13 protein-coding genes are annotated in these 12,983 nt (G+C 75.5%); 10 read left to right on the top strand and 3 right to left on the bottom strand.

The window, feature by feature from the left end; translation table 11 throughout:
• Positions 1-93 precede the first annotated feature (93 nt).
• Entirely contained in the window at positions 94-468 is a 375-nt protein-coding gene (locus ACFVVL_RS01625) for an ArsR/SmtB family transcription factor (RefSeq protein ID WP_387670518.1), read from the top strand.
• Positions 469-622: 154 nt separating this feature from the next.
• Positions 623-1,927, top strand: a complete 1,305-nt coding sequence (locus tag ACFVVL_RS01620) for an MFS transporter (RefSeq protein ID WP_387670516.1) — start codon at positions 623-625, stop codon at positions 1,925-1,927.
• A 125-nt stretch (positions 1,928-2,052) separates the two neighbouring features.
• On the opposite strand, the gene ACFVVL_RS01615 is transcribed toward ACFVVL_RS01620, so the two are convergent.
• Positions 2,053-2,589: a GNAT family N-acetyltransferase gene (locus ACFVVL_RS01615; RefSeq protein ID WP_387670514.1), complete on the bottom strand. Its 537-nt coding sequence runs from the start codon at positions 2,587-2,589 to the stop codon at positions 2,053-2,055.
• Between the two features lie 149 nt (positions 2,590-2,738).
• Positions 2,739-4,058 carry an MFS transporter gene (locus tag ACFVVL_RS01610; protein WP_387670512.1) on the bottom strand — a complete coding sequence of 440 codons (1,320 nt, stop codon included), beginning with the start codon at positions 4,056-4,058 and terminating at the stop codon, positions 2,739-2,741.
• Between the two features lie 99 nt (positions 4,059-4,157).
• On the opposite strand from ACFVVL_RS01610, the gene ACFVVL_RS01605 reads away from it, so the two are divergent.
• From ACFVVL_RS01605 to galK, 4 genes are all read left to right on the top strand, one after another.
• Positions 4,158-4,823 carry an ArsR/SmtB family transcription factor gene (locus ACFVVL_RS01605; RefSeq protein ID WP_387670510.1) on the top strand — a complete coding sequence of 222 codons (666 nt, stop codon included), beginning with the start codon at positions 4,158-4,160 and terminating at the stop codon, positions 4,821-4,823.
• Entirely contained in the window at positions 4,820-5,173 is a 354-nt protein-coding gene (locus ACFVVL_RS01600; RefSeq protein ID WP_387670508.1) for a sulfurtransferase TusA family protein, read from the top strand. Before ACFVVL_RS01605 ends, ACFVVL_RS01600 begins: the two co-directional genes overlap by 4 nt.
• 153 nt (positions 5,174-5,326) lie before the next feature.
• Entirely contained in the window at positions 5,327-6,592 is a 1,266-nt protein-coding gene (gene galT / locus ACFVVL_RS01595; protein WP_387670506.1) for a galactose-1-phosphate uridylyltransferase, read from the top strand.
• A complete protein-coding gene (gene galK, locus ACFVVL_RS01590; protein WP_387670504.1) occupies positions 6,589-7,746 on the top strand; it encodes a galactokinase in 1,158 nt (385 codons plus the stop codon). The genes galT and galK overlap by 4 nt, the downstream gene beginning before the upstream one ends.
• A 151-nt stretch (positions 7,747-7,897) precedes the next feature.
• Here the strand turns inward: galK and ACFVVL_RS01585 are convergent, their stop codons facing one another.
• On the bottom strand, positions 7,898-9,331 hold the full coding sequence (locus tag ACFVVL_RS01585) for an MFS transporter (protein ID WP_387670502.1): 1,434 nt from the start codon (positions 9,329-9,331) through the stop codon (positions 7,898-7,900).
• 149 nt (positions 9,332-9,480) lie between these two features.
• Here ACFVVL_RS01585 and ACFVVL_RS01580 point away from each other — a divergent pair, with 149 nt between their 5' ends.
• From ACFVVL_RS01580 to adhP, 4 genes are all read left to right on the top strand, one after another.
• Positions 9,481-10,323, top strand: coding sequence for an SDR family NAD(P)-dependent oxidoreductase (locus ACFVVL_RS01580; protein WP_387670500.1), 843 nt, complete (start codon positions 9,481-9,483; stop codon positions 10,321-10,323).
• 71 nt (positions 10,324-10,394) lie between these two features.
• Positions 10,395-11,318, top strand: coding sequence for a helix-turn-helix domain-containing protein (locus ACFVVL_RS01575; protein ID WP_380287221.1), 924 nt, complete (start codon positions 10,395-10,397; stop codon positions 11,316-11,318).
• A gap of 82 nt (positions 11,319-11,400) precedes the next feature.
• On the top strand, positions 11,401-11,784 hold the full coding sequence (locus ACFVVL_RS01570) for a VOC family protein (protein WP_380287222.1): 384 nt from the start codon (positions 11,401-11,403) through the stop codon (positions 11,782-11,784).
• Between the two features lie 153 nt (positions 11,785-11,937).
• The gene (adhP, locus tag ACFVVL_RS01565; protein WP_380287223.1) at positions 11,938-12,951 is read left to right on the top strand and encodes an alcohol dehydrogenase AdhP; all 1,014 of its coding nucleotides are present in this window, start codon (positions 11,938-11,940) and stop codon (positions 12,949-12,951) included.
• Positions 12,952-12,983: the final 32 nt, after the last annotated feature.

Raw genomic sequence — 12,983 nt, 5'->3', positions numbered from 1 at the left:
GCGGTGCCGTGCCGCCGGGCGTCACTTCCCGACGACGTGACCGGGCGCGGCGGACCGGGTGAACGGTGCTCGTGCGCCCTCTAAGCTGAGCCCATGAGCGGGAGCGTCCAGATATCAGGTGCACAGGCGTCCTCAGGTGCACACCTGTCGCAGGAGCCCGGTGCGGACGAGCGGCTGGACGTGGCCGCCGGCATCCTCGCCCTGCTCGCCGACCGCACCCGGCTCGCGCTGCTCCAGCGGCTCGGCGAGGGGGAGGCGGACGTGACCACGCTGACCGAGGCGGCCGGAGCGGCGCGCCCGTCGGTCAGCCAGCACCTCGGCAAGCTGCGGCTCGCCGGGCTGGTGTCGACCCGCAAGGACGGCCGGCGGGTGGTGTACGCACTGCGGCACGGGCACCTGCGGAGGCTGGTCCAGGAGGCGCTGAGCGTGGCCGACCACCAGATCAGCGGGCTGCCGCCGCACGACTGAGCGCCGCCGGCCGCCGCCCCGCCGCCCGCGCCGGATCGGGCGGCACTTTTCCGGGCAACATGTGCACACGTATGCACATGTTGCCCTAAGGTGGAGGGAAGGCGCCCGCCGGACGGGACGCCCCGGCCCGCGCCGAGTCCGAACGGAGTCCCCGATGCTCTCCGTCCTCCGCAACCGCACCTACCGCCACCTGTTCGCCGCCCAGGTCGTCGCCCTCGCCGGCACCGGCCTGGCCACCGTGGCCCTGGGGCTGCTCGCCTACGACCTCGCCGGGCCGGCCGCCGGCTCGGTGCTCGGCACCGCGCTGGCGATCAAGATGGTCGCCTACGTGGGGATCACCCCCGTCGTCGCGGCGCTCGCGCACCGGATCCCGCGCCGCCGGCTGCTGGTCGGCGCCGACCTGGCCCGGGCCGCGGTGGCGCTCGGGCTGCCGTTCGTCGGCTCGGTCTGGCAGGTCTATCTGCTGATCTTCGTTCTGCAGGCGGCCTCGGCCACCTTCACCCCGGCGTTCCGGTCGGTGATCCCCGAGGTCCTGCCCGAGGAGGGCGACTACACCCGGGCGCTGTCCCTCTCCCGCCTCGCCTACGACACCGAGAGCCTGGTCAGCCCGGCGCTGGCCGCCGGGCTGCTGGCGCTGGTCGGCTACCGGTGGCTGTTCTGGGGGACGGTGACCGGATTCCTCGCCTCGGCGCTGCTGGTCGTCTCGGTGGCCCTGCCGGGCGGCGCGGCCCGGGCGGCGGGGGCGTCGGGGACGGCGGGCGCGCAGCCGCTGCCGGCGCGCTCACTGGCCGGGATCCGGCTCTTCCTCTCCGTGCCCCGGCTGCGGGCGCTGCTCGCCCTGGACCTCGCCGTCGCCGCCGGCGGCGCGACGGTGATCGTCAACACCGTCGTCCACGTCCGCGACCAGCTCGGCCGGCCCGCGAGCGACGTCCCGCTCGCGCTCGGCGCGTACGGCGGCGGGTCGATGCTGGTCGCGCTGCTGCTGCCCCGGGTCCTGGGCCGGGTCGCGGACCGGGCGGTGATGCTGCCCGCCGCCTTCGCGATCGCGGGACTGCTCGCCGCCCTGACGGCGATCACCGCGGCGGGGCCGGTGGCGGGCGGCGGCGGATGGCGCTGGCCCGCGCTGCTCGCCCTGTGGGCCGGCCTCGGCGCGGCCGGCTCGCTGATCCTCACCCCGGGCGGGCGCCTGCTGCGCTCCGCCGTGCCGCCCGCCGACCTGCCCGCCGTGTTCGCCGCCCAGTTCTCGCTGTCGCACGGCTGCTGGCTGCTCGCCTACCCGCTGGCCGGCCGGCTCGGCGCCACCGCCGGCCTCCCCGCCGCCACCGCCGCGCTCGGCACCCTCGCCCTCGCCGCCGCGGCTCTCGCCACCCACACCTGGCGCACCCCGGCCCACGTCCGCGCCCGCCGCCCCCTCCGCACCTCGGCCACCGGCCCCCGCCACCGCCCGGCGGCCCCCTGACGCCCCGGGCGTTCCCGGCGCCCCGGCGCCGGGGGCGTGCCGCATCCGCTGCTGCCTGCTGCAGGGGGACGCCGCGGCCTGCCGGTGCTGCACCGAGCCGTCCGCACGGGCGGACCCCGGGCGCGTCAGAGCCGGATCACGGTGAACAGGGTGGTCCCGCGCTCCGGGTCCACTTCCTTCCGTTCGGTCTCGGTGAACCCGACCTTCGCCAGAACGCGGCGGGAAGCGGTGTTCCAGTCCCAGACCGTCGCCCACAGGCGCTCGTGCCCGGACGACCTCGCCCACTCCAGGACCGCCAGCGAGGCCTCGGTCGCGTATCCCTGGCACCACACCCGGCGGAGCAGCTCGAACGCCAGTTCCGGTTCCCCTGCCGGTCCCCGCCCGGTGTCCACCAGGCCGCAGTAGCCGATGACGTCGTGGGAGGCCTTCCGCTCGACCGCCAGCAAGCCGGTCGACCACAGCCGGTGGGCGCGGATCGACTCCGCGAGCTCCGCGACCGTGGGACGGCCGTCGGCGTCGATCCGGCGGTGTGGCGGTACGCGTGGGTCGCGTTCGGTCCACAGCTCGCGCTGGACATCGGCCTCGGCCACCCGCCAGGGCCTGAGCAGCAGGCGGCTCGTTTCGAGCACGACCTCGCTGTCCGGAGTCACGCCATCGGTCATGCCGGTCACCCTCTCACGGGCGAACGCCCCGTCGGGCCACGGGGGGTGGGGCCGCTCCGGCCGACCGTGGACGCCCGGTGTGCGCGGCGACCGGGGCCGATCCCCGGGCGCCGGGGGCGCGCCGCCGTCCTCCGGGTGGGGCGGAGGGATCAGGGGCCCTCGGGGCGGCCCGCCCCGGGAAGGGTCTCGCGCATCCGCACGGCGACCACCACGCCGGCCACGGCGGTGAGCACCGCGACGGCCCGGACGGCGGTGGTCACGCCATAGGCGTCGGCGAGGGCGCCGGCCAGGAGCGCGCCGACCGCGAAGCCGCCGTCGCGCCAGAGGCGGTAGACGCCGACGGCGCGGGCGCGCCAGGCGGGGTGGGCGACGTCGCCGATGACGGCGAGCAGGGTCGGGTAGACGAGCGCGGTGCCGGCGCCGAGCAGGATCTGGGCCAGGGCCCACACCGGGAAGGTGGTGCCGGCGGCGACCAGGGCGATCGCGACGGCCTGGAGGAGCATGCCGGCGGTGATCAGGTGCTTGCGGCCGATCCGGTCGGACCACCAGCCGGTGAGGATCTGGCCGAGCCCCCAGACCGCCGGGTAGAGGGCGGCGAGCAGGCCGATCCGGGCGACCGACAGGCCGTGGGCCGCGAACAGCAGCGGGAAGATCCCCCAGGCGAGGGCGTCGTTGAGGTTGTTGACCATGCCCGCCCAGCTGGCCGAGGACAGGGCCCGGTCGGTGAGGCTGGTGGTCCGGGCGACCTGGGCGGTGGTGAGCGCGGCGTGGTGGCCGGGGCCGGCGGGGGCCGGGTGGAGGGCGGCCTCGGCGCGGGCGTGTGCGCGGGTCTCGCGCACGGCGAGCACGGACAGGCCGAGGCCGAGGGCGGCGTACGCGATGCCGAGCAGGAACGGCTGGGGGCGCAGGCCCCAGTGGGCGGCGATGGCGCCGGTGCCCATCGCGGTGGCGGCGACGGCGAGGTAGCCGGCGGCCTCGTTGAGGCCCATGGCCAGGCCCCGGCGCGCGGGGCCGACCAGGTCGATCTTCATGATCACGGTGGTCGACCAGGTCAGGCCCTGGTTGACGCCGAGCAGGACGTTCGCGAACACCACCCAGCCCCAGGTCGGCGCCCAGATCAGCAGCAGCGGCACCGGGAAGGCGAGCAGCCAGCCGGCGACCAGGACCGGTTTGCGGCCGTAGCGGTCGGACAGCGCGCCGGCGAAGAAGTTGGTGACGGCCTTGGTCGCGCCGAACGCCACGATGTAGGTCAGCGTGGCCGAGTAGGCGGAGAGGTGGAAGGCGCGGTCGGCGAGCAGGGGCAGGACGGTGCGCTCCTGGCCGAGCATGCCGCCGACCAGGGCGTTCACCGCGACCAGCAGGGTGAACTGGGCGAGGTTGGCGCGCAGCCCGAGCCGGACTCCCGGGCCGGACCCGGAAGCGGCCTCGGAGCGGGCGGGGGGCGCGCTGCCGGGTGCGGTGGCGGTCACGAGCCGTCCTCCAGAATGGGCGGGATCCGGGTGGGGGAGTCGGGTGACAGGCTCACCCGATTGCTTCTACAATATTCCATGGATTTATGGAGGAAGCCCATGGGAGATCCCGCACACAAGGCCGCGCTGTTCGACGCGCTGGCCGCCACCGGCAAGGCGCTGGCCAACGGCAAGCGCCTGGAGCTGCTGGACCTGCTCGCCCAGGGCGAGCGCAGCGTCGAGGCCCTCGCCAGGGCCGCCGGGCTCGGGCTGACCACCGCCTCCGCCCATCTGCAGACCCTCAAGCAGACCGGGCTGGTGACCACCCGCCGGGACGGTGTGCGCATCCACTACCGGCTGGCCGGGGACGACGTCGCCGCCCTGTACGCGCAGCTCCAGCAGGTCGGGCTCGCCCACCTGGCAGCCACCGGGCAGGCGCGGGCCGCCTACCTCGGGCCGCCGGACACCGACCACCTCACCCGGGAGGAGCTGCTGGCGCGGGTGAAGGCCGGCACCGCCACCGTGATCGACGTGCGCCCGGCCGAGGAGTACGCCGCCGGACACATCCCGGGTGCCCTGTCCGTCCCCCTCGACGAGCTGGAGGCCCGGCTCGCGGAGCTGCCCGCCGGGGCGGAGGTCGTCGCGTACTGCCGGGGCGTCAACTGCGTCCTCGCCCATGACGCCGTCCGGCTGCTGGCCGCGCGCGGGCGCAGCGCGAAGCGGCTCGCCGAGGGCATGCTCGAATGGCGCCTGGCCGCCCTGCCGGTCGAGGCGGGTGCCGCATGACGGCCCCTGCCGCCGGAGCCGGAGCCGGAGCCGGAGCCGGAGCCGGAGCCGGTGGCGCGGGGGCGGGAGCCGGCGGCGCGATCGTCGTGGACGGCACCGGCATGCTCTGCGTCACCCTGCTGCTGCATCTGCGCAAGCGCATCGCGGGCCGTTCCGCCGGGACGACCGTGCACGTCGTCAGCACCGATCCGGCGGCTCCGCTCGACCTGCCGGCCTGGTGCCACCTCACCGGCCACGACTACCTCGGCCCGGTGCCCGACCCTGCGGGGCGGGACGTCTACGCGCTGCGGCTCGCGGCGGACCCGACGCCGACCCGGCCCGACGCCCCGTGGCACCCGGTCGCCGGCTGATCCCGGCGTCGGCGGGCCTCCGGCGTCGGCACCCCTGAGAGGTCGGCGGGCCACCGGGGCGGCCGCGCCGGGGCCGGTGGCGTGCATGTTGGTTCCTGTTCGATATTGTTTGTTCATGTGGTTGAAGGGAAGCCCCATGAGAGGGAGCACGTCATGCCCGCGACCGTGACCGCCACCGACCCGGCCGACCAGGCCGGGCCGGCCGGTACGACGACCAGGACCGTCACCGAACTCGCCGACGGCCGTGAGCTGATCTACTATGACCGGGGCACGCCGCCGGCCGGCCGGACGGTCGCCGACCGGCGGCCGCTGGACGCCGCCGCGCCCTCCTCCGAGGTGCGGCTCGACCCGCTGACCGGCGCCTGGGTGACCATCGCCGCCCACCGGCAGGCGCGTACCTACCACCCGCCGGCCGACGAGTGCCCGCTCTGCCCCAGCCGCGACGGCCGGCTCAGCGAGATCCCGGCGGCCGACTACCAGGTGGCCGTCTTCGAGAACCGCTTCCCCTCCCTCGCCGGCGAGCCCGGCAGTCACCCCGTGCCGGTCTCCGCCGGTGACCCGCTGCTCAGCAGCCGGCCCGGTGTCGGGCGCTGCGAGGTGGTCTGCTTCACCTCCGACCACGATGCCTCCTTCGCCGACCTCGACGAGGACCGCGCCCGCCTGGTGCTCGACGCCTGGACCGACCGCACCGCCGCACTGTCCGCCCGGCCCGGCGTCGAGCAGGTGTACTGCTTCGAGAACCGCGGCGCGGAGATCGGCGTCACCCTCGCCCACCCGCACGGCCAGATTTACGCACTGCCCTTCACCACCCCGCGCACCGCCCGGATGCTCGACCGGGCCGCCCGCCACCGCGCCGCCACCGGCCGCAACCTCTTCGAGGACCTCCTCGCCGCCGAGCGGACCTCCCCGCGCCTCGTCCTCGCCGGCGAGCACTGGACGGCCTTCGTGCCCTTCGCCGCCCGCTGGCCCTACGAGGTCCACCTCCACCCGAACCGCCGCGTCCCGGACCTCACCCGCCTCTCCGAGGCCGAGCGCGCCGAGTTCGCGCGGATCTACCTCGACCTGCTGCGCCGGTTCGACAACCTCTTCACCGACCCGGCGGATCCGGCCGCCCCCGCGGGGCGGCCCGACGACGGCCGCCGCCGCGTGCGCGCGCCGTACATCGCCGCCTGGCATCAGGCGCCCGTCGGGCAGGAGGCCGAATTCGCCCTCCACCTGCAGCTGTTCACCGTCCGGCGGACGGCCGACAAGCTGAAGTACCTGGCCGGCACCGAGTCCGGGATGGAGGCGTTCATGAACGACGTCGCCCCGGAGGACGCCGCCCGGCGCCTGCGCGAGGCGGCACCGGTCCAGGCACCCGCGTCCACCCCCGCGCCCACGCCCACGCCCACGCCCACCGACGGAGGACCGCAGGGATGACCACGACCGGAACCACTGTCGCCGGCGTCTTCGAGGAGCTCTACGGCCACGCCCCCGAGGGCGTCTGGGCGGCCCCCGGCCGGGTCAACCTGATCGGCGAACACACCGACTACAACGACGGGTTCGTGCTGCCGATCGCGATCCCGCAGGCCGTGCGCGCCTACGCCCGCCGCCGCGACGACGGCGTGCTGCGGCTCGCCTCGACCAGGGTGCCCGGCGCGGCCGTCGAGCTGGACGTCGCCGGCCTCGCCCCGGGCGGGGTGGCCGGCTGGGCGGCGTACCCGGCCGCCGTCGTGTGGACGCTGCGCCGGGCCGCCCGGCACGAGGTGGGCGGCGCCGATGTGCTGCTCGACAGCGACGTGCCCGGCGGCGCGGGCCTGTCCTCCTCCGCCGCGCTGGAGTGCGCCGTCGCCACCGCCTTCAACGACATGTACGAACTCGGCCTGGGTGCCGAGGAGTTGGCCCTGCTCGCGCAGAGCGCCGAGAACGAGTTCGTCGGCGTCCCCTGCGGGATCATGGACCAGATGGCCTCGATGGCCTGCCGGGCCGGGGCCGCGCTGCACCTGGACACGCGCGACCTCTCCGCCCGGCACGTGCCGCTCGACCTGGCGGGCGCCGGCCTCACCCTGCTGGTGCTCGACACCCGGGTGCAGCACGACCTCGCCGACGGCGCGTACGCCGCGCTGCGGGCCGGCTGCGAGCGGGCGGCCGCGCTGCTCGGGCTGCCCGCCCTGCGGGATCTCGCCACCGCCGACCTGCCCGCCGCGCTCACCCGACTGCCCGCCGACCTGGTCCCGTTGGTGCGCCACGTGGTGACCGAGAACGACCGGGTCCGGCAGGCCGTCGCCGAGCTGGAGCGGCACGGGCCCGCCGCGCTCGGCCCGATCCTCACCGCCGGCCACGCCTCGCTGCGCGACGACTACCTGACCTCCTGCCCGGAGACCGACCTCGCGGCCGCGACCGCCGTCGCCGCCGGGGCCCTCGGCGCGCGGATGACCGGCGGCGGCTTCGGCGGCTCGGTGATCGCGCTGGTGGCGACGGAGCGGGCGGAGGCGGTGGCCGGGGCGGTGGTCGACGCCTTCGCGGCGGCCGGCTACGCCGAGCCGCACGTGTACCGGGCGGTCCCGTCGGCGGGGGCCCGCCGGGAGGCCTGACGCGCCCCGCCCCGTCCCCGGGAAAGCCCCCGCCCTCACCGAGTCCGGCGAGGGCGGGGGCTTCTTCGAGGACGGGGCTTTCCGGTGGGCGGGGGCGCTCCGAGGAGTGGAGGCGTCCCGGCGGACGGGCCGGGGGAGCGGAGCGCCGTCCTCAACGGCTCTTCGCGGTACGGATGGTGAGCGCCGAGACGAGCGCCCCGAGCACGGCGAGGGCGGCGGCGCCGAGGAAGGCGGCGGAGAAGCCGTCGGTCAGCGCGACCGGGTCGCCGAGCTCCCGCGAGCCGTTGGCGGCGGCCACGGCGGTCATCGCGGCGAGGCCGAGCGCCGAGCCGATCTGGTAGCTGGTGTTGACGATGCCGGAGGCGAGGCCGCCCTCCGCCGGGTCCGGCACGGCGAGCGCGGTGCCGAGCGAGGGGATGAAGGCGAGCGACATGCCGACGGCGGCGAGCAGCGAGGCGGGCAGCACGTCGACCGCGAAGGAGCCGTCGGGGCGGGCGAAGGAGAGCCAGACCATGCCGCCGGCGAGGGCGAGCAGGCCGGTGACGACGAGCGGCTTGGGGCCGAAGCGGGCGATCAGCCGGGGCGCCAGCACGATCATCATCAGCATGATGGCGGCGGTCATCGGCAGCAGCGCGGCCCCGGAGGCGAAGGCCTTCAGGCCGAGCACCTGCTGGAGGTAGAGGTTCAGGAAGAACCACATGGGGATCCAGGCGGCGGCCATCAGCAGCTGGGCGAGGTTGGCGCCGGCCAGGTTGGGGCTGCGCCAGATGCCGAGGCGCATCAGCGGTTCGCGCCGCTTGGCCTGGAGGGCGACGAAGGCGAGGATCAGCAGCGCGCCGCCGGCAAGGACCAGCCAGGTGCTCGCGGAGCCCCAACCGGTCTCCGGGGCGCGGACGACGGCGTAGACGGAGACGGCGAGTCCGGCGGTGACGGTGAGCGCGCCGAGCCAGTCCACCGAGCCGCGGCGGGCGGAGGCGGCGGGCATCACGCCGGGGGTGGCGAGCAGGACACCGAGGGCGACCGGGATGTTGACGTAGAAGACCCACTCCCAGCTGAGGTACTGGGTGATCACGCCGCCGAGGAAGACACCGGCGGTGCCGCCGGCCGGGGCCGCCGCGCCGTAGAGGGCGAGCGCCTTGCCCAGCTCCTGCGGGCGTGCGCCGAACAGGCTGATCAGGAGGGTGAGCGCGGCCGGGGCGATCAGCGCGGAACCGGCGCCCTGGACGGCGCGGCCGGTGAGTTCCAGTCCGGGGTTCCCGGCGAGGCCGGCGAGCAGCGAGCCGGCCGCGAGCACGGCCCAGCCGGTGGCGAACAGCCGCTTGGCGCCGAACAGGTCGGAGAGCCGGCCGCCGAGCAGCAGGAGCCCGCCGAAGGCGACGACGTAGGCGTTGAAGACCCAGGACAGGCCTTCCTGGGTGAAGCCGAGCGCGGACTGCATCCCGGGCAGGGCGACCCCGATGATCGAGGTGTCCATGATCACCATGAACTGGGCGAGGGCGATGAGCCCGAGGGCCGTCCAGCGGCGGGGCGAGGGCGCCGCGGGCGGTGCGGCCGGTGCCGCGGACGCGGTGGTGGGCTTGGGCATGACCACGTTCTCCTATACCGGGTGGGGGTATGTCTTCGAGGCGTCAGGAAACATACCCCTGGGGGGTATCCGTGCGCAAGGGTGGTCCTGCCGGACCCCGGGTCCGGGCGGGCCTGGTCCGCCCGCCCCGCCGCCGCGAGGGTGGACGCATGACCACCACCGACGAGAACACCACCGACGAGAACACCCCCGACGAGAACACCCCCGACGAGAACACCCCCGACGGCGCCCACGACTTCGACGGCCGGGCGGTCCTGATCACCGGCGGCACCAGCGGCATGGGCCTCGCCACCGCACGGCTGCTGCTCGACCGCGGCGCCGACGTCGTGATCACCGGCCGCGACGACACCCGGCTGCGCCGCGCCGAAGCCGAACTCGACGCCGGAGAAAGGCTGTTCGCCGTACGTGCCGACTCCGCCCGCCCCGCCGACCTGGCCCGGCTCGCCGCCCTGGTGGGGGAGCGCCACGGCCGCCTCGACGGCGTGTTCGCCAACGCCGGCGTTGGCGTCTTCGAGACCCCGCAGGACGTCACCGAGGAGAGCTTCGACCGCACCGTGGACGTCAACTTCAAGGGCGTCTTCTTCACCGTCCAGCACGCCCTGCCCCTGCTGGAGAAGTCCGCCGGCGGCGCGTCGGTCGTCCTCAACGCCTCCTGGACGCTGCACCGCGGCCTGCCCAACGCCCCCGTCTACGCGGCGACCAAGGCGGCCGTGCACAACCTCGCCCGCACCCTCGGCAGCGACTTCGCCGGACGCGGCATCCGCATCAACTCGGTCAGCCCCGGCTACATCGTCACCGAGATGTTCCACGAGGTGATCACCGAACCGGCCCAGCAGGCGGCCGTGCGCACCCTGGTGCCGCTCGGCCGGCTCGGCGAGGCGGCGGACGTCGCCGAGACCGTGGCCTTCCTGCTCTCGCCCCGCGCCTCCTACATCACCGGCCAGGACCTCGTGATCGACGGCGGCGTGGTCGCGGTCGCCAACGGCTGGTGATCACCGCCCGTTCCGCAGCCTGGTCCTGACAGGGCCAGGCTGCGGGGGCGCCGAACGACGAGAATGACCGCATGAGCAGCACGAGCCCGACCCGCGTCGCCGGCACCGCCGGCAGCCTCGCCGAGTTCCTGCGCACCCGCCGCTCGCGGCTGCGCCCCGCGGACGTCGGCCTGCCCGAACTCGGCGGCCGCCGCCGCGTCGCCGGGCTGCGCCGCGAGGAACTCGCCCAACTCGCCGGCGTCAGCGTCGACTACTACACCCGCCTCGAACAGGGCCGGGTCGGCAACCCCTCGGACTCCGTGCTCGACGCGGTCGCCCGCGCCCTGCGCCTCGACCCCGAGGAGATCGGCCACCTGCACCGCCTCGCCCGCACCCGCCCCGCCCGGGCCGCCGGCGCCCGGGGCTCCGGCCCGCAGAAGGTCCGCCCCACGATGGCCCGGCTGCTGGAGGCGATGCCCGAGGTGCCCGCCGTGGTGATGGGCCGGCGGATGGACGTCCTGGCCTGGAACCGCGCCGCCGTCTCCCTCCTCGGCGACTACGGCGCGCTCCCCCCGGCCGAGCGCAACATCGCCCGGATCACCTACCTCGACCCGGCCTCGCGCACCCTCTACGACGACTGGGTCGGCTGCGCCCGCGAGAACGCCGCCTTCCTGCGCCTGGAGGCCGGCCGCCGCCCCGACGACCCCCGCCTCGCCGAGCTGATCGGCGAACTCTCGGTGCGCAGCCCGGAGTTCCGCCAGTGGTGGGCGGAGCACCCGGTGCGCGACAAGACCTCGGGACGCAAGGTGTTCCACCACCCGCTGGTCGGCCGGCTGGAACTGGTCTACGAGACGCTGCGCTCCGCCGACGACCCGGACCAGGCGCTGATCACCTACGCCCCCGACCCCGGCAGCCCCTCCGAGGACGCCCTGCGGATGCTGATCGCCTGGGACGCCGACCGGACCGGCCCCGGCCGCTCCGCCGCAGGTGGCGGGTCGGTTACCGTCGGGCACTGACGCACCGCAAAGTGCGGTCTTCTGTGCGGGAGTTCACCCGCTTACGGTGATCCGGTACCTCGTCGGACGACTCGGAGCACCCATGCCCATCCTCAAGACCTATGCCCGGCTCTGGGCCGACGGCCTGGACCACTCGCTCCCGCTGCTGCGCACCCTCACCGGGGCCGAGCCGGACCTGCTGTTCCGCTTCCACGAGATCGAACTCGCCGCCATCGGCGACTTCCTGGTGATCGCCGGCCCGCCCTCCGAACGCGCCAAGTACGCGCACGCCTCGGCCACCGTCGTGGTCTCCGACCTCGACGAGCTGAGCGAGGCCCTGGAGGCCGCGGGCGCCGTCGTCACCACCCCCGAGACCGCCTCGCCGACCGGCCGCTTCCTCTACGCCCGCCACGCCGACGGCGCGGAGGTCGAATACGTCGAGTGGGTCCCCGAACTGGTCCGCCGCATCGTGCACCGCTCCTCGTAGCCGCTGGTCCGGCACCGGCGGGGCGGGACCATGGTCCCGCCGGGTTCACCCGTCCGGCCCTGGCGGCCCGCGCGGCCGTGGCGTGGGATGGAGGTGAACGGGGTCCCGGAGGCCCGGGAACGGCCCCGCCGGTGCGAAGGGCAGGAGCAGAACATGAAGGCCGCCGTCGTCCACGACTTCACCCAGCCGCTCGTGATCGAGGAGCGCCCGGTGCCCGACCCCGGCCCGCACCAGGTACGGGTGCGGATCGAGGCCTCCGGCCTCTGCCACACCGACATCCACGCCGCCCACGGCGACTGGCCGGTCAAGCCCAGCCCGCCGTTCGTGCCCGGCCACGAGGGCGTCGGCATCGTCGAGGCGGCCGGCGCCGAGGTCCGCCACGTCCGGGTCGGTGAACGGGTGGCCATCGCCTGGCTCGCCGACGCCTGCGGGCGCTGCGACCACTGCGTCACCGGCTGGGAGACGCTCTGCACGCAGCAGCACAACAGCGGCTACTCCGTCGACGGCGCCTACGCCGAGTACGCCCTCGCCCACGGCGACTACGTCGTCCCGGTGCCCGACGGCATCGACCCCCTCGACGCCGCCCCGCTCTCCTGCGCCGGCGTCACCACCTACAAGGCCCTCAAGGTCTCCGGCGCCGGCCCCGGCACCCGCGTCCTGATCTCCGGCATCGGCGGCCTCGGCCACCTCGCCCTCCAGTACGCCCGGATCGCCGGCGCCGAGACCATCGCCGTCGACGTCACCGACGACAAGCTCGCCCTCGCCCGCGAGCTCGGCGCCGACCACGTCCTGGACGCCCGCGTCCAGGACGTCGCCGCCGAGGTCCAGAAGCTCGGCGGCGCCCACGCCGCGATCGCCCTGGCCGTCAGCAACGCCTCCTTCCGGGCCGCCTACGGGGCGCTGCGCCGCGGCGGCAGCCTCGTCCTGGTCGCCCTGCCCGCCGAGGGCAAGCTGGAGCTGCCCGTCTTCGACACCGTCCTCAACGGCACCAAGGTCATCGGCTCGATCGTCGGCACCCGCGAGGACCTCGCCGAGGTCTTCCGCCTCCACGCCCTCGGCCGCACCCGGGTGATCCGCGAGACCCGCCGGCTCGCCGACGTCAACACCTGCTTCGAGGAGGTCCTCGACGGCAAGGTATCCGCCCGCCTGGTCTTCGACCTGCGCTGACCCCGCCCGCGGCACCACGACGGCGCCCGGCC

It is taken from the genome of Kitasatospora sp. NPDC058115 (assembly GCF_042884635.1).
Taxonomy (GTDB): domain Bacteria; phylum Actinomycetota; class Actinomycetes; order Streptomycetales; family Streptomycetaceae; genus Kitasatospora.
The sequence above is the reverse complement of the archived record's forward strand: the minus strand, read 5'-3'. Positions and strand labels throughout refer to the sequence as shown.

Excerpts from the sequence above, each read along its gene's own strand:
- ACFVVL_RS01625 (WP_387670518.1), top strand. The coding sequence starts at position 94 with ATGAGCGGGAGCGTCCAGATATCAGGTGCACAGGCGTCCTCAGGTGCA.
- ACFVVL_RS01605 (WP_387670510.1), top strand. The coding sequence starts at position 4,158 with ATGGGAGATCCCGCACACAAGGCCGCGCTGTTCGACGCGCTGGCCGCC.
- galK (WP_387670504.1), top strand. The coding sequence starts at position 6,589 with ATGACCACGACCGGAACCACTGTCGCCGGCGTCTTCGAGGAGCTCTAC.
- ACFVVL_RS01575 (WP_380287221.1), top strand. The coding sequence starts at position 10,395 with ATGAGCAGCACGAGCCCGACCCGCGTCGCCGGCACCGCCGGCAGCCTC.
- galT (WP_387670506.1), top strand. The coding sequence starts at position 5,327 with ATGCCCGCGACCGTGACCGCCACCGACCCGGCCGACCAGGCCGGGCCG.
- ACFVVL_RS01615 (WP_387670514.1), bottom strand. The coding sequence starts at position 2,589 with ATGACCGATGGCGTGACTCCGGACAGCGAGGTCGTGCTCGAAACGAGC.
- ACFVVL_RS01600 (WP_387670508.1), top strand. The coding sequence starts at position 4,820 with ATGACGGCCCCTGCCGCCGGAGCCGGAGCCGGAGCCGGAGCCGGAGCC.
- ACFVVL_RS01570 (WP_380287222.1), top strand. The coding sequence starts at position 11,401 with ATGCCCATCCTCAAGACCTATGCCCGGCTCTGGGCCGACGGCCTGGAC.
- ACFVVL_RS01620 (WP_387670516.1), top strand. The coding sequence starts at position 623 with ATGCTCTCCGTCCTCCGCAACCGCACCTACCGCCACCTGTTCGCCGCC.
- ACFVVL_RS01580 (WP_387670500.1), top strand. The coding sequence starts at position 9,481 with ATGACCACCACCGACGAGAACACCACCGACGAGAACACCCCCGACGAG.
- ACFVVL_RS01585 (WP_387670502.1), bottom strand. The coding sequence starts at position 9,331 with ATGCCCAAGCCCACCACCGCGTCCGCGGCACCGGCCGCACCGCCCGCG.
- adhP (WP_380287223.1), top strand. The coding sequence starts at position 11,938 with ATGAAGGCCGCCGTCGTCCACGACTTCACCCAGCCGCTCGTGATCGAG.